Here is a 17642-nt window from a genome sequence, read left to right as displayed (position 1 = left end):
GCCCCATCATTACCAAAGTAGTAGGTATGACCCCAGTTATTATAGAAACCATTGTCTAAACGGGAACCATCTTTTTGGAAGTAATAGGTGTGACCCCAATTGTTATAGAAGCCATCATCTAGACGAACGCCACCTTGACCAAAGTAGTAAGTATGACCCCAGTTATTATAAAATCCGTTATCTAAACGGGAACCATCTTTTTGGAAGTAATAGGTGTGACCCCAATTGTTATAGAAGCCATCATCTAGGCGAACGCCACCTTGACCAAAGTAGTAAGTATGACCCCAGTTATTATAAAATCCGTTATCTAAACGAGTACCATCCTTTTGGAAGTAATAGGTATGACCCCAATTGTTATAGAAGCCATCATCCAATCGAGTGCCATCCGCTTGGAAATAGTAGGTGTGGTTAGATTGATTTAAGAAGTAGTTCTTTTGTTGTTGACCTTGATCATTAAAGTAATAATTCTTACCATTAATATTTTGTTGACCAGTTACTTTTTGACCATCTTTATAGTAATAACTGCTTCCGTTATCTGTTTGCCAGCCGCTCTGTGGAGTGGCTGCCTGCGGAGCCACAGCAACCTTACTTGCGACTAAGGATTGTTGATCAGCTGGCGTAGTTGATTTTGCCTGGTCCTCTTGCTTAGCCGTTTCGCTTGTATTTTGCGTTGCAGGTGTTATTTCTGTAGCAACATCAGTCGTTTGATCATGTGACTTTTGTGAAGCTACTGTAACACTAGTGGTATTGACTGTACTATCAGCAGTATCAGCATTTACCCCTTGTGAAATTGATAAAGTGCCAACTGCTACTGCCAATGTAGCAATTGCCATATAACACCAGTTTTTTCCCTTCTTATACATCTTATAATATTTTTTCATTATATTACCCTCCCTTAGAATAATAACAATGAAATTATACACCTAAATTATTAAACCGCCAATTCAGTATTTGTTATAGTCTAAAAGATGTAATGATTATGCAAATAACTTTCAATAATCATCACATCTTTTTGGATACAAGCATTTAATTAAACCTTTAGTAAACTAATAGTTAAGAAGCTAGTCTCTGTTTTAAAATATAGACAAGTATCAGCAAGTAAGAAATTATACTTATATATTGAGATGCTATATCTAGAACTGACATTTTATATTTAATAACTATAGGTTTATTACTAGTTTTTGATAATACTATTAAATTGCTTTTTCTTTGCTCCTCTATATGCACCTTTGCTTTTCCTTGATAAGCCCTAATATTTTTATAAGATGCTACAGGTAAAACTACCTTTCCTTTATTTTGAATTTTTTTATCATTAATAATGATTCCATTTGCTATAGGTTCAATTTCTTGCAACAACATTTTTCTTCCATTAACACGAACGCGATGATACACAATATCCTTAAACTCAGTTTTGCTCATCTTGGGAGTATATTGATCAAGCCACCAATAAGTCATATTTCTTGATTTTGAAGAATAAGTCTCACCGTTTTTAAAATTGCTAATTTGACCCTGCTGAAGTAAAATTAAATTTTTTGTGCTTGAGTACCATGGTACTATTATGAATAAAATCCCTAATGTTCCTAAGATTATTAAATTATATGATTTATTATTTCTTAAAGTTTTTACTATCATTGTTCCAAAAATTGGTGAAAGTAAAATACTGTCTAATTCTAATAACCTAAATGGAAATTGAATAAATTTAAGAGGTGTTTTCATTAATAACGTCCATGGAAAAATATTAGTAGACATTAGGAACAATAAACAACCCGTAATTACAAAAAATTTATCAATTTCATCCAATCTCTTATAATTAAATACTCCCCAAATTAATGATACTAGTAGTGGAAGACCAATATTTGCTATTTCCCACCAATTAGATACTTGAAAAACACTCGTTAAGTTTGAACAAGAGTTTAAAATTAAAGTAGATAGACTAAAAGCAAAATTTGGCATAAAGGTTGGACTAGGCTGGCTATATTTTTTAAAAGTAATTTGTTCTAAAAAGGGAATAATAAACATAGCAGAACATAGGAAAAAGGAAACTATAGAAACAGTTAAGATCTTTAATCTACTGCTTTCCCAAACTCCCTTAAAACAAATTATAAATATTATTAATAGCAAGCAAAGGCATAAAAATGTACTTATAATATGTGAAAATAAAGTAAGGGACAAGCCGAATACTAAATATGGCCAATCTTTTATATTTCCCTTCATTACAGCATACAGCCCATACGCCGCCAAAGGAATAAAAGTCATTCCTATATACTCACCTAGTGCAAATCTACTAAAAGCATTAATGAACCTATAAGTACAGAAGGCATATGCCACAGCAGTTAAAATGCTTTGAACAGTCGACCTATCTATCTTTTTCATAATAATATACATATTTATCATTGATAAGTATGTATAAAACATCATTCCGACATATATCCCATATACATCATTCTTTAGTAGAATACTTATAATTGCATATGGTAATAAAGTTAGCTGGGGATAAAACACACCCAACATATATGCTGTATTTCTAAAATGATAAGTATATAAATATGGATACCATGTCCCATTTTTTAAATTATCAATTAATTCTTGAATACGATTAATATGATATGGTAAATCTCCTGCATTAAATATTACGCCACTTCTCATTAAGGGATAAATATATACTATACTTAGGCATAAAAATAGTATACTTATAGATCCACTTCTTAATAATCTATTTTTGATAAATACCGCCTCACAATATCAAATCTTATTCTGGAGGGAAAAATGGTTGCTGTTCACTTGTATTTTCATAAAATTGCTTATTAACTTTACTATCTGGCTTAAAAACTATACGCATTCTAGTTCTAATAATATGATGTGAATATAACGTATTTTGAAGCCAAACTGCCATATTGTAAGGATGAGGCCAATTAGAAGTCGTTACTTCTGGTGTAGCATCTTCACTTTCTCGTGGTACCTTTACAACTACACTAGCTTTCCCTTTTCTATCAGCAGTTACAATTTGATTTATAATATAATTATCTATTTTCTTAATAGTAATAGGATCATGGTCTGCATTAGCTGCGTAAATTAAACGTTCATTCACATTAAATGAAAAAATAGCTATAACGACACAGATCAAAGGAATAAAAATAGTTAAGGCAGCAAACTTTTTTATATAAAACACTACTGCTAAATTTACTCCCAATAAGAATAATGAAATTACCGCCCACATTGCATCTGGACGGCCCGCATAAGAACTACCAGCTTTCGTATAAGCCAAAAGTAAATATACCAATGAGCATAGGAAGCAGAAGAATATATAACTTATTAATTTAATATAGTCTAAGCTTAGTTTTTTCCATTGTACAGTTGCAATTACTAATGAACTAATCAAAATGAATATTAAAATACCAATTATAAAAACATTTTGCTCTTTAATAAAATTAATAAACTGTTGCCAGGTTTTAATAAAATTAATTAAAAATGAGCCCTCATTGGCACTAGAAACATACTTTGCCCGTTTTCCATTTAGATCAAATATTACAGTAAGTACCCAAAACACTAAAATAGTTGCATACAACCAAGAATACATTACTATATTATTAAATTTTCTAAATTTAATCGTTTTATATAAAATTTCAAGTAATTTAACACTACAAAAGCTTGCAATAATTATATTTAATTGTGTATTTGAAAAAATAGCAAAATAAACCAGTAAAAAGAAGATACTCTTCTTTTTATTATTGAGACTCTTAAAATATTGCATAAAGTTTTCTTCCTGCATCATATAAAGAACCAGTGTTAAATTTAGTAATCCCGGAATAATATAGTAAAAAGCACAAGTTAAGTCCGCTGCCCAGAAGCCTGAATAACTTGGCTGGTTAAATTTCTTAAAAACAAAGAAAAACGACATAAAAAAGAGCACTTCACAAGCTAAAGCAGCCCATTTTGATAACTTAAAACGCTTAATAGAAACTTTATAAAAAGAATAAAGCATGGCAAATATAAAAATCGCCTCAATAAAACTTTCAACAAAGGTAAGAGCGCCAACGTAATCCCCAGTAATCGGATATATCAAAAAAGCAGCGATTGCTCCGCCCGTTGGCATTAATACTTCTGGCATAACTCTTGTTGGGTTCCAAGCACCCCATAAGGGTATTGGCTGTCTCATTCCACCAAGGTAGCGCCAATCATCACCATCAAAAGGGAGAAGAGGAAACAATTGTGTCAAAACTAACAAAATACAAAGGAACAGTAGTAACTGTCCTCCAATTAAATAGAAATTCTTTTTCATTTTACTTTTCTTTCTCTGATGTACTTTTTAAACATTAAAAATAAAAATAATACCGTTAAATCAATTACCAACCGTAATATTAGAGCAAAATACCACTTTGAAATAAAAGGCCCCCACCATAGCCAATATAAATCTAGATGATGAATGCATAAAACTGCAAGGGTATGTCTTCCTATAATCTTTAAGGCCTTAAATTCACCAATTTTACTAAAACAATTACTAATAAGCGACATACTAATTGTACCCGCAATTGCTTCTAAAATTGAAAAGATAAAGAGCGGATAGTGTCTTACTGACATATCGATATAAATATAATTTTGCATCATTGCAATCCAAAATATAAAAATAGCGGCCAAAAGTAATGATCCCTGTGTAGTATTAAAATCTAATTTAGATTGTATAGATTTTAAATATGAACCGGTCCACATAAAAAAAGCTGCAATTGGTACAATATCAAACGCTTGAGGCAACCACACTTTATTTGAAATTATGAAAGCAAAATATGACAGAACCCCAAGTAACAACCCATTATATTTATTAGGAACTATAACCTCTAAAAAATTATACAGTAGCTTCGCCCAGAAAAAGACTATTAAAAACCACATAACCCCTACATTGTTAAGATGATTAACTCCATAATTTGATCCCCAAATAATACCTTTTAAATCTAAGGAAAGTATATGAGAAATTCCTTTACCTTGAACCACAAGTATCTCAAAGCCTAAAAGAATAATCATCAATACAGCTAGAAGCCAAGTCATTATAAAATTCTTTTTACTTTTATTGAAAAATTTACTCCATGTAGTTACCCTTCCTGCTGTATAACCCGACATAATAAAAAAGAGTGGCATATGAAATGAAAAAATAAATGTAATTATAGAACGTTGAGGACATTCATGACCTACCACCATCAAAATTATCGCTATTGCTTTAGCTATATCTACCCACTCTATTCGACCACTTTTTTTGCTTCTCTCCATATCTTAATTAAACCTCATAATTATAACCTATAAGAACTATTTAATATCAATATTAACTCTGCTTGTTCATCTTATTGGTATAAGTTTCTATTTCAATTGTATACCTAGGTCGATGCTTAACTTCAGAAAAGATTTTACCAATATATTCACCTATTACACTAATAGAAATTAATTGGATTCCCCCTAATAACCATATAGATATCATTAGCGATGACCAACCACTTACAACATGGCCTAAACATTTTTCTATAATTACATAAATCATACAAATGGCACTAATAGCAACGGTTATTAATCCAAGGTAAAGAATTAAATGAATTGGTGCAATCGAAAAAGAAGTTATCCCATCTAACGCAAAATGTAACATTTTACTTAGTGGGTATTTAGATTTCCCAGCAAATCTTTCTTTACGGGCATAGTATACTTTAGTAGCTCTATATCCTACCAGAGGAACCATGCCCCGAAGGAAAAGATTCCGTTCTTTAAATGCCAATAATCCTTCCGTAGCACGCTTACTCAGCAATCTATAATCTGCTGAATCTGGAACAAGGTTTACTCCGAGCTTTTTCATTAATCCATAAAAAGCTAAGGCCGTCCTCCGCTTAAAGAAAGTGTCAGTTTTCCGACTGTTGCGAACCCCATATACCACATCATATCCTTCATAATATTTTTCTACCATTTTAGGAATTGCATTAACATCATCTTGCAAATCTGCATCAATAGTAATCATCATATCTGAAAAATTAACAGCAAGATTCATTCCGGCCAGTAAAGCGTTTTGATGACCATAATTCCGTGAGAATTTTATACCTGTGATATAGTTATACCTTTTTGTATAATCAGAAATCAAATTCCAAGTTTGATCATTGCTCCCATCATTTACAAACAATAACTTACTTTTAGAATCGATTTTATCTTTCTCAATTAGATTTGTAAGGATATTTCCTAGTTCTTTAACAGTTTCAGGCAATACCTCTTCTTCGTTATAGCAAGGAACGATTATTGTTAAAACACTTTTGTTCATTATGTACATATTCCCCTTAGTTTGCTTTATAGTTTCGCCGTCAACTTCACATCCGGATACTTTTGCTTAAACCAGTTTTCCGCAAATTGATTTTCAAATAAGAACAGTGGCTGGTCATGAATATCCTTAACCAGAATATTTCGTGAAGAGGACATCTTTTCATCTAACTGTTCAGGGTCAATCCAACGAGCAGTTTTACTACCCATTGGTTCCATCACAACTTCAGAATTGTATTCGTTTTGCATTCGAAACTTGAAAACTTCAAATTGCAATTGTCCAACTGCTCCTAGGATGTAATCACCAGTTGAGTAACTCCGATAGAGTTGTACTGCCCCTTCTTGAACTAACTGGTTTATTCCCTTGTGGAAGGATTTTTGCTTCATCACGTTCTTAGCAGAAACTCGCACAAATAACTCAGGGGTAAATTGAGGAAGTTTTTCAAATTGAATGTCCTTTTTACCATTATAAATTGAATCACCAATCTGGAAATTACCCGTGTCATACAGCCCAATAATATCACCAGCAACTGCCGTCTCAACATTTTCACGGGTGTCAGCCATGAATTCAGTCACGTTTGATAGCCGCATTGGTTTCTTTGTCCGTGATAAAGTAACATCCATCCCCCGGTCAAATTCACCTGAACAAATCCGCACAAAGGCAATCCGGTCACGGTGACGTGGGTTCATGTTTGCCTGAATCTTAAAGACAAAACCAGAGAATTCGGGATCAAGTGGTTTAATAACATCCCCATCTTCAGTCTTATGGTCACTTGGTGCAGGCGCAAACTGAAGGTAGGTTTCAAGGAAGGTTTGTACCCCAAAATTAGTTAGAGCCGAACCAAAGAATACCGGCGTCTGGTCTCCCTTAGCTATCTTATCCCGATCAAGTTCATTTCCGGCAACTTCAACTAATTCCATGCCATCCATTGCATCTTGCCATTCACCATCACCGGCTAAAGGATTTTCACCTTTAACATTACCATCTTCATCTAATGGTAAATATGGATTATTTTCATCTGCTGGGTGGGTCAATGCAACACGGTGGTTAAAGCGATCATAGATTCCTTTAAATTGATGTCCTGAACCAATTGGCCAGTTAATCGGGTACGTTTCAATTCCTAATACATCCTCAACTTCATTAAGTAAATCAAGAGGCTCACGCGCATCCCGGTCAAACTTGTTCATGAAGGTAAAAATAGGGATTCCCCGCATCTTGCAAATTTGGAAAAGCTTCTTAGTTTGTGGCTCAATCCCCTTGGCACTATCAATCACCATGACAGCAGAATCTACCGCCATCAATGTCCGATAGGTATCTTCAGAGAAATCTTCGTGTCCCGGGGTATCGAGAATATTAATCCGTTTTCCCTGGAAATCAAACTGCATTACTGATGATGTAACTGAAATACCACGTTTCTTTTCGATTTCCATCCAGTCCGACTTAGCAAAATTCCCGGTCTTCCGTGCTTTAACGGTTCCAGCTTCACGAACAACGCCCCCAAAGAGTAAAAGTTGTTCGGTAATCGTCGTCTTACCCGCATCCGGGTGTGAAATAATGGCAAATGTACGCCGTTTATTAACTGCTTCAGCAAGTTCTTTTGATGACTTCATTTAATTATTCCTTTCATTCTTTCGCGAAATATCTCTACTATATTATTACATATTTTTAGGAAAGTCTATCTTTGTAAAAAGTTACAGAAAGTTTAAAGTCTACAGATACATTTGAACTTAGCCCTGAACTTCTGCTATATTAATAAGGTTAGAACTTATTTTATTGAGGTATTTTTGATATGGACAACAATAATAATCACGAATCACGCGAGCATTATCGTAAACGGATGGAAGAACGAATTCAACGTGACGTTAATGAGCGAAAAAAACGAGAGCGCAAAGAACAATCTGAAAATCGAATGCGCCGAGAAGCACAGCAATCCTCACCAGATTTTCAGCCACCACAAAAGCACCATTATCGAACCCCAAATTGGGTGCGAATTTTGATTGGTTTACTTATCTGCCTAGTAGTTGCAGGAGGCTTTTACGAATATCATAAAGTTCACTCTGTTGCCAAAGGGGTGTTTGGTGCTGGTGATGGTAAAATCAGTAAAAAGCTACAAAAAGGCGAGCCTGTCTCTGTCCTGACAATGGGTACTGACGTTGGGGCTTTGAATCGTGGTAATACTGGTGGTAATACTGATTCATTAGAATTATTCACCATTAACCCAAAAAAGAAAACTATTACAATGACGAGTATTCCTCGTGATATTTTAGTAAGGGTTGAAACTAAGGACGGTCCTGATTATGTTAAGCTTAATGCAGCTTATGCAATTAACGGACCTAAGCAAACAGTCAAGCAAGTATCTGAACTGTTGGATGTGCCGATTGATTACTATGCCGTTATCAACATGGGTGTTCTTAAAAAAGTTGTTAACTCAGTTGGTGGGGTTGAAGTTGATAATCCATTTGCCTTTGACTATGAAGGTCACCACTTCAAGAAAGGTAAACAGCATCTTAACGGAGATAACGCGCTGAAGTACTCACGAATGCGATACGATGACCCTAATAATGATTATGGTCGACAAAAACGGCAACAACAAATTTTAAAGAGTGTTATCAATAAATTTAAGACATCAGGCTCAATTGGTGCAGCTAATAAGATCCTTGATGCTGTTGGGGACGGTGTTAAAACCAATATTCCAATCGATGACATTGCTACTCTTTACGGAAACTACCACGGAGCAATGAATAATGTTAAGACTTATCACTTCCAAGGACAAAACGCAACAATTGAGGGGGTTTCCTTCCAAATTGCTAGTCCAAAAGAAATCAACCGAGTTTCTAAATTAGTTCGTGCTCAACTTGGCTTAAAAGCTAAAAACGTCGTTAACCACGAAACTAAGATGTACAAGTCACAACCACACTATAATGGATACAATGAAACTGACTTTATCTTACCTGGTGGGGCTAGTTACAACGATCCTGGTAGTGGTAATGGCAGTGATGAAGTTACCAGCTCACACAGTCATCATTCTAGCAACTCAAGTGAAGAAACTAATGAATATAGCAACACTACTTCTGAAAGTACAGAAGCTTATAGTGAATCTCGTGCTATACCAGCTACTGAGACTCAAACTCCTGTAAGACATTACTCAACACCTCAATATCATAATTACCGCAGCTATAATAACGGATACCATTCAACATATACCCACCCTACTTATGGGAATCATTATGGGTACACTCACCGTTATTATTAGATAATAAAACCATCTTCGTTAAAATTTGCGAAGATGGTTTTTGTTTACTCTTTTTCTTCCTTTATTGGGTGCTCAATACGATAAATATCAAAAAAGTATTCACAAACGGTCTTAATCACTGCGTAAAATGGAATACATAAAATCATTCCACCTACTCCAGCAATATGTCCAGCCGCTAACAATAACATGATGATTGTCAACGGATGAATCTGGAGCGTCTTTCCAATTATATTTGGATAGATAATATTCCCATCAATTTGTTGAACCACAATTACAACCACAATGACCCAAATCAACTTATTAGGTGCCATTGTCAAGGCAACAAACAATGCTGGGGCAATTCCAATATATGGCCCGATATAAGGAATGATATTTGTTAAACCGGCAACAATTCCTAATACTAATGCTAAAGGTTGATGAATTAAGAAGTAGCCAATTGTCGTACAAACACCAACAAACAAACATTCAATCATTTGTCCTGAGATATATGATGACAAAGTACTGTTCATTTTACTAAGTAGTTCATTAACTTCCTTTGCATGATGTGGTGACAGCCATTTTTGGATGCTTGGACCTAGCTTTGATCCATCTTTAAGCATATAAAAGAGCATTACTGGAACGGTAATTGTAACGATAGTGATATTAGTCACTACGCCGACAATATCGCCAACCCGCTCAGATAATCCCTTTAATACTGTTTGCGCATAACCAGCAATCTGATGATCGAATTGGCGGTAGTAAGTATTCAAATCAACATTACGTAAAAATGAGTGCCGAATCGTATCATTAATCAAAGTCTGAATACCACTAACTGTTTGTGGCATGTTACGAACTAATGAAGAAATTTCTTTAACAATAGTCGGAATTAGCAACGAAATTCCTCCAGCAATAATCACAATCAAAATAAGAACAATTAATAAGCTCGCAATTCCCCTATTCATCTTAAATTTACCAATCCGTAACTTCATAAACAATTTTAAGACTGGATTTAACATATAATATAAGAATCCAGAAATGATTAAGGGAACAAAAACAACGGAAATAAAAGTTAAAAATGGCTGAAAAATGAATTGAATTTTAGTACACATCCAAATTAAGGTTGCCACTGTTAATAATAAAAGTGGCCAAAATAGCCAATGATAAAATTTTTGATTAGACATAGATACTCTCCAAAGTAAAAAGAATCAGTAAGTCCATTATAAAAGACTTACCGATTCTTTTAAATTATAAGTTTAATTTTCTGTAACAGAATTTGCAGTTACATGGTATGTATGACCATTACCACTCACAGTCCAGTTATTAGTACCATTTTGTGTAGCAGTATAACCATCTACTGAATCTATTGAAGGTAAATCATCAGTGGACTTCCCTGCTACTCCACGATCATTTAATTGATTACCAATGTGTTCCTTAACAATATTGCGAGCATCAGTAGCAGTCATTGTAGCTTGAGATAAGGCACTTGAGTTTTGTTTAACAGTTGATTTAGCACTAGTACCATTGTGACTTGATGACGTACTAGATACTGAGTAGTTTGTTCCATTTGTAGAGGAACTATTATCAGATATCCCCCTTTGTGACGTACTTCCATTCTTATTAGACGATGTATCTGTCCTATTCACTTCTGTACTTGATTCATTATCTGAACTTTGCTTTTTACTAGTGACCTTATCTGACTTTTCTGAATGTTTCTTAGTTATCTTAGATGAAGCTATATCTGAACTTTTTTGCGAACTTTCTTTAGATGAATTACTTCCACAAGCAGCTAACGTTAGCATTAATGATCCAGCTGCAATAGTTGTGAATATCTTTTTAATTTTCATTTTATACTTCTCCTCGCTTTTCTTTATTTAGCTATTATAACAGATTTTTCATTCACTAAAAATTATAAAGTAATAAAGAAACTTGGTTTAAAGTATCGAGAATAACCAATCTTAACAACGTCACCTGGTTCTGGAGCATGAACATAAGCACCATTACCTAAAGAGATAGCTACGTGATATGGAGCACTGTCACTACCAAAGAATAGAAGGGATCCCTTTGGGGCATTCATCACATCGCGTTTGTGAGTCCCCAAAGTAGCTTGTTGATAGGTAGTCCGATATGAGGCCCCTAAACCATAAGCCCATTGAACTAAACCAGAGCAGTCAAAGCCAGCTGGAGTATTTCCTCCCCATACATAAGGAACACCACGTTGGGATAACGCACGATCTACTTTAGCATCAGTATTATTCTTTACGGTTAAAATACCTTCTGAATCCGCATGATATTTTTTACCATTGACTGTTACATCATTATTCTGAACTAAGGCACCATCATTACCAAAGTAATATTGATGACCCCAGTTGCTATAGAAACCATTATCTAAACGAGCACCGTCTTTTTGAAAGTAGTAAGTGTGGCCCCAATTATTATAGAAACCATCATCCAAACGAGCACCATCATTGCCAAAGTAGTATGTGTGACCCCAGTTGTTATAGAAACCATTATCTAAACGACTTCCATCGGCTTGAAAGTAGTAGGTATGACCCCAATTGTTATAGAAACCGTTATCTAACCGCGTACCATCAGCTTGGAAATAATAAGTATGACCCCAGTTGTTATAGAAACCATCATTTAACCGCGTACCATCGGCTTGGAAGTAATAAGTATGGTTATCTTGATTTAAGAAATAATCCTTTTGTTGCTGACCTTGGTCATTAAAGTAATATTGTGAACCATTGATATCTTTAACACCAGTGGTTTTTTGACCATCACTATAGTAATAAGTGTTACCATTTTCTGTTTGCCAGCCATTTAATTGAGCAGGAGCAGTAGCTTGAGGCTTAACAGCTACAGTATTAGCATCAGTAGTAACACTTGTACTTGCTGAGTAAACTGTTTGACTCGCTGGTTGAGCAACTTGGCTAGACTGAGCTTGGTTATCTACCTGTGATGTATTATCAGTAGCCGTACTATTCTTGATAGCTGTTTGATCAGAAACTTCAACTTGTTGTGAAGTTACTGGTGTAGTTGCTGCATCTGTTGTGTCAGCATTAGCTACACTAGTAGTTGATACTCCAAATGCAATTGCTGCTGTAGCGATTGCCATGTAGCACCAATTTTTGCCCTTCTTAAACATTTTGTAGTGTTTCTGTTCTCCCATTATTAATAAATCCTACCTTCCATTTGTCATTTCTTTTCTTTAGATAAATTTAACGATTATTACTTTACCACAAATAAAAGGCTGATAGGCAAATCTGGCTCTTTTGTTAAGCAATGATAATGTTCGCAATACTAATGTAATAAGAATGTCATACTAAATTTTTACTTATTTTTCCTCAACAAGCAAAAATTAAACTAACTTTATTCTCTCATCTAATATCTTTTGTAATTTATAGAAACCAATACCACTTAATAAAAATACATATGGCAAAAACTGAATCAAATATCTACTTCTACCTCCTTCAAATAAGAGTAAAAATAAGGCAAACCCAAGTACAACGTATTTTAATAATAATGTTATCCAATCTTTAGCACAAAGGGAAAACAACATAAATATAAGTGTTATAATCCATAAAATATCATTAATAGCTTTTAATGCAGAATTATATTTAGGAATAAATAACTTACGACTCAATTTAGCAAAATTAGATTTACAATAAGGTCTTATAAAGGGTTCTCCATCATTTCCCCAAGCAAAACTTGCATCTGACGTATTTAAAATCTGTTTCTTTATTAAAAATACTTGATACCCTGTCAAACCTTTTCTATTAAATTCAGTAACCCAATCTTGAATATCAGCGCGCTGCCGTTCCTTAGGGTCTAATATTTGCATATCCCTAACGGTATCCTCTTGAGAATATCCTCCATTATTTTTTATTCCCATATCAGCAAAGTGAGTCATCGAAAACGACTTACTACTATCAAAAGTAACAAAACTATTATTATTTCGGTAAGCTAAATAACAACCATATGAAGCCATTACTGCCATAGCGATTATAATAATAGATAGCCTATCACTTTTAATTAATTTCTTTAATAATGGCAATGTAACTATAATTGCTGCAATAAACAATATTACAAGAGATGGCTTAATCAAATAATCAATTACCATCAGAAATCCTATCAAAGCCGAGTACATATATTTCCTATTAGTAGTTGAAAACCGTAAAGATAACAGTAGTGAAATAGAAAAAATACTCAATGAAAATGCTAATGGATCACTGTATGTAAGACATCCCCATGGAGATACTCCAATAAATATTATTGACAATAATGCTGCAGTTTTAGCTACAACCAAATTTATATATTTTTTACTCACTCGATACAGCGTATAAATTCCACCGTCAATTAATAAATAGTTAAGGATATTTAAGACAATTGTTAATGTTTCTATATTGGGTTTCCCAATCAGATACCATATCATATGCTCAAGTAACATCAAAAAATATGTGTTGGGATAATAAGAAAAATATTCTTCACCTGCCCATTGTTTTTTTCCCATTGCCTGAAGAATAATATTTCCTGGATCCCACTTGCTAAAACCTGAGATTGTTAATACTAAATATAATTGCCAAATTCCTATAATAAATAATGATATAGCAAAAATTATATTAATTTTTGCTGATATGTTTCGTTTATAAATTATATACAGTTTTTTTCTAAACATAATCATCATTAAAAACAATAATGATAATACATCTAAAATAATTACTCCTGTTCTCGAAATACTTACTATATTAAATAGTAGTTCAGAACATCCCCCTAGTAATGTAATTATTATTAAAATAAATAATAATACATTAGCAATAAGATTCAATGAATTTTTCCACATATTATTTTCCTTCTTAAATAAAACAAATAAGGCAACTAAAAACCACTCAAAAGTTTTTTAGTTGCCTTACCATTATTTATAGCTGAAAAGCCACTCGATCATACCTAGTTAAATCATAAGTATTAATCACACTACGCAATGAATTAGTATAACTAGATGCTGTTGCATAACCATCTGCTCGAATTAAGTAAGTAGCAGTATTAGCGTCACGAACCCCGATTAGATTATGATAACGACTATTCTTAACTAAAAAGTCAGTATGATCCTGAACACTAGCATTATTATCTGGGTAGCGACGAAATGCATCATTAATTAAGACCATCCGCCCACCGTACTCTTCATAGGTTGGCATATTAACCGACATACCTTTATAGCTCCCCTTAATACCAAACAAATTGTGGTATTGTGAAGCAAGCGAAGACTTACCCCATGCGCTTTCAAGAATTGCTTGAGCAAGTGTTAACGACGGCAAAATTTGATGTTGTGCCCATCCTTGAATAGCGCCATTGACGATACTTCCAATAAAGGCATTACTAGACGTCAATCGTCCTTGACTATCAAAGTCAAGATTACCATAACCTAAATTAATAGATTGGCCTTGAAGCAATGCCCCATCTTTGCCAAAGTAATATACATTACCCCAACTGTTCATAAAACGATTGTCCCAGCGAGCACCATCACTACCAAAGTAATAGGTATGACCCCAATTGTTATAAAACCCATTATCTAGACGAGCACCATCTTTACCAAAGTAATAAGTGTGGCCCCAATTATTGTAAAAGCCATCATCTAAACGGGCACCATCTTTACCAAAGTAATAAGTATGACCCCAGTTATTGTAGAAGCCATTATCTAGACGGGCGCCATCTTTACCAAAATAGTAAGTGTGGCCCCAATTATTGTAGAAACCATCATCTAGGCGGGCACCATCTTTACCAAAATAATAGGTGTGGCCCCAATTATTGTAGAAGCCATCATCTAAACGGGTGCCATCTTTACCAAAATAATAGGTGTGGCCCCAATTATTGTAGAAGCCATCATTCAAACGTGTACCATCTGCTTGAAAGTAATAAGTATGGTTAGCTTGATTTAAGAAATAGTTCTTTTGCTGCTGTCCCTGATCGTTAAAGTAGTAATCTTTGCCATCAATACTTTGTTGACCGGTTACTTTTTTACCATCCTTATAATAGTAATTATTACCATTATCAGTTTGCCAGCCACTTTGAGAGACCGCTGCCTGCGGTGTAACAGCAAGCTTATTTTCACTTAAAGTTGCTTGAATATTGTTATCCTTTGCTGGTTGATTAACAGTTTGGTCAGTTTGTATGTTATTGTCATTTATCGGTGCTTGTGCCACTGCTTGATCAGTAGCCTCATTATTTGGTGTTGAAGGTGTTGTTAATGATACTGTATTGGTAACTTGACTTAGTGCATCTGCTGAAGCATTACTTACACTCTCAGTATCATTGGCTGTAGTATCTGCATTAACACTTTGAGAAACAGATAGTGTACCAAAGGCTACTGAAAACATTGCGATTGCCATATAGCACCAGTTTTTTCCTTTTTTAAACATTTTATAATGTTTATGAACACTCATTGACTTACTTACCCCTTTTTTATTTTTAACATTATCTATCCTATCACATGTTTTTGAATAAGTTTTCATTCTATTAAATTGTTATTAAAGGATAATTTTTGAAATATTTTTGTAACTTAAAAGCGCTGATCAATATAATCAACGCTCTATCATATTATTAGCTCAATTTAGAATACTCATAATTTACTAATTGCAAGAAATCACTCATATTATATCCAGTACCAAAATAACGACTAGCTCGATTACTCCAATAACCGTCTGGATCGGTGTGGTCGGTGCCGCCTAAGTATTGGCTTACATTATGATGTGACCAAAGAGTTCCCGTTCCATTGGACTGAGCCAATGATGGTGTCAATCCGTACTTACGCATGTTGTATGCCGTGTAGTAAGCAGCATTAACTAATTCACGAGCAAAATTCCAGGCACCATAAACTTCAACTTGTTCAAACTGAACAGCACGACCATTAGCAGGGTAAGCGGCTCCCCATGCTTCATGATCGGTATCGGAAATTTGAATAATGTTGTTATCATCAACAAATGCATGAACAAACGCACTATCATAATGCTGTTTTTCGTAATTAATTTCGCCCCAAATACTATCATTGGGATTAGCAGTTTCATGTACTACTACCATATTAGGCTTTCCATCTGTTGTCCCAGAGTATGAATGTCTACTTACATCAGGAATTGCATTAACATATGAAATATCGGCATGACCAATACCGTTATTCATAATATAACTATTAATCTTATTATTATAGATTGAAACTGGTGAAAGGATTCCACCATTATCAGCACGATAGAAGCTTCCGTTAATCCAAATTCCTGTATTTTGTATTAATGCCCCATCATTACCAAAGTAGTAGGTATGACCCCAGTTATTATAGAAACCATTGTCTAAACGGGAACCATCTTTTTGGAAGTAATAGGTGTGACCCCAATTGTTATAGAAGCCATCATCTAGACGAACGCCACCTTGACCAAAGTAGTAAGTATGACCCCAGTTATTATAAAATCCGTTATCTAAACGGGAACCATCTTTTTGGAAGTAATAGGTGTGACCCCAATTGTTATAGAAGCCATCATCTAGGCGAACGCCACCTTGACCAAAGTAGTAAGTATGACCCCAGTTATTATAAAATCCGTTATCTAAACGAGTACCATCCTTTTGGAAGTAATAGGTATGACCCCAATTGTTATAGAAGCCATCATCCAATCGAGTGCCATCCGCTTGGAAATAGTAGGTGTGGTTAGATTGATTTAAGAAGTAGTTCTTTTGTTGTTGACCTTGATCATTAAAGTAATAATTCTTACCATTAATATTTTGTTGACCAGTTACTTTTTGACCATCTTTATAGTAATAACTGCTTCCGTTATCTGTTTGCCAGCCGCTCTGTGGAGTGGCTGCCTGCGGAGCCACAGCAACCTTACTTGCGACTAAGGATTGTTGATCAGCTGGCGTAGTTGATTTTGCCTGGTCCTCTTGCTTAGCCGTTTCGCTTGTATTTTGCGTTGCAGGTGTTATTTCTGTAGCAACATCAGTCGTTTGATCATGTGACTTTTGTGAAGCTACTGTAACACTAGTGGTATTGACTGTACTATCAGCAGTATCAGCATTTACCCCTTGTGAAATTGATAAAGTGCCAACTGCTACTGCCAATGTAGCAATTGCCATATAACACCAGTTTTTTCCCTT

13 protein-coding genes are annotated in these 17642 nt (G+C 34.5%); 1 reads left to right on the top strand and 12 read right to left on the bottom strand.

Going from position 1 to position 17642, the window contains the following annotated elements:
- The 6 genes from H5S39_RS08185 to H5S39_RS08160 all read right to left on the bottom strand — a co-directional run.
- The coding region (locus H5S39_RS08185; RefSeq protein ID WP_182596622.1) for a KxYKxGKxW signal peptide domain-containing protein at positions 1 to 881 on the bottom strand (881 nt) is incomplete at its 3' end.
- 172 nt (positions 882 to 1053) lie between these two features.
- Positions 1054 to 2646: a putative glycosyltransferase family protein gene (locus H5S39_RS08180; protein ID WP_182596621.1), complete on the bottom strand. Its 1593-nt coding sequence runs from the start codon at positions 2644 to 2646 to the stop codon at positions 1054 to 1056.
- Between the two features lie 103 nt (positions 2647 to 2749).
- Positions 2750 to 4279, bottom strand: coding sequence for a hypothetical protein (locus tag H5S39_RS08175; protein ID WP_182596620.1), 1530 nt, complete (start codon positions 4277 to 4279; stop codon positions 2750 to 2752).
- Positions 4276 to 5259 (bottom strand): acyltransferase family protein, encoded by a 984-nt coding sequence (locus tag H5S39_RS08170; protein WP_182596619.1) that lies wholly within the window; start codon positions 5257 to 5259, stop codon positions 4276 to 4278. Before H5S39_RS08170 ends, H5S39_RS08175 begins: the two co-directional genes overlap by 4 nt.
- Before the next feature lie 52 nt (positions 5260 to 5311).
- Positions 5312 to 6283 carry a glycosyltransferase family 2 protein gene (locus H5S39_RS08165; RefSeq protein WP_182596618.1) on the bottom strand — a complete coding sequence of 324 codons (972 nt, stop codon included), beginning with the start codon at positions 6281 to 6283 and terminating at the stop codon, positions 5312 to 5314.
- Between the two features lie 26 nt (positions 6284 to 6309).
- A complete protein-coding gene (locus H5S39_RS08160; RefSeq protein WP_182596617.1) occupies positions 6310 to 7890 on the bottom strand; it encodes a peptide chain release factor 3 in 1581 nt (526 codons plus the stop codon).
- A 179-nt stretch (positions 7891 to 8069) separates the two neighbouring features.
- Here H5S39_RS08160 and H5S39_RS08155 point away from each other — a divergent pair, with 179 nt between their 5' ends.
- A complete protein-coding gene (locus H5S39_RS08155) occupies positions 8070 to 9533 on the top strand; it encodes an LCP family protein (RefSeq protein ID WP_182596616.1) in 1464 nt (487 codons plus the stop codon).
- Between the two features lie 44 nt (positions 9534 to 9577).
- Here H5S39_RS08155 and H5S39_RS08150 read toward each other — a convergent pair whose 3' ends face one another.
- From H5S39_RS08150 to H5S39_RS11520, 6 genes are all read right to left on the bottom strand, one after another.
- A complete protein-coding gene (locus H5S39_RS08150) occupies positions 9578 to 10693 on the bottom strand; it encodes an AI-2E family transporter (protein WP_182596615.1) in 1116 nt (371 codons plus the stop codon).
- A gap of 72 nt (positions 10694 to 10765) precedes the next feature.
- A complete protein-coding gene (locus tag H5S39_RS08145) occupies positions 10766 to 11356 on the bottom strand; it encodes a hypothetical protein (protein ID WP_182596614.1) in 591 nt (196 codons plus the stop codon).
- A gap of 62 nt (positions 11357 to 11418) precedes the next feature.
- Positions 11419 to 12678 (bottom strand): NlpC/P60 family protein, encoded by a 1260-nt coding sequence (locus H5S39_RS08140; RefSeq protein ID WP_182596613.1) that lies wholly within the window; start codon positions 12676 to 12678, stop codon positions 11419 to 11421.
- A 189-nt stretch (positions 12679 to 12867) separates the two neighbouring features.
- Positions 12868 to 14349 carry a glycosyltransferase-like membrane protein gene (locus tag H5S39_RS08135; protein WP_182596612.1) on the bottom strand — a complete coding sequence of 494 codons (1482 nt, stop codon included), beginning with the start codon at positions 14347 to 14349 and terminating at the stop codon, positions 12868 to 12870.
- Between the two features lie 76 nt (positions 14350 to 14425).
- Positions 14426 to 15946 carry a glucosaminidase domain-containing protein gene (locus tag H5S39_RS08130; protein ID WP_182596611.1) on the bottom strand — a complete coding sequence of 507 codons (1521 nt, stop codon included), beginning with the start codon at positions 15944 to 15946 and terminating at the stop codon, positions 14426 to 14428.
- A gap of 157 nt (positions 15947 to 16103) precedes the next feature.
- The coding region (locus H5S39_RS11520) for an N-acetylmuramoyl-L-alanine amidase (RefSeq protein ID WP_220477096.1) at positions 16104 to 17642 on the bottom strand (1539 nt) is incomplete at its 5' end.

Source organism: Limosilactobacillus rudii, assembly GCF_014145455.1.
Classification (GTDB): Bacteria; Bacillota; Bacilli; order Lactobacillales; family Lactobacillaceae; genus Limosilactobacillus; species Limosilactobacillus rudii.
The sequence above is the reverse complement of the archived record's forward strand: the minus strand, read 5'-3'. Positions and strand labels throughout refer to the sequence as shown.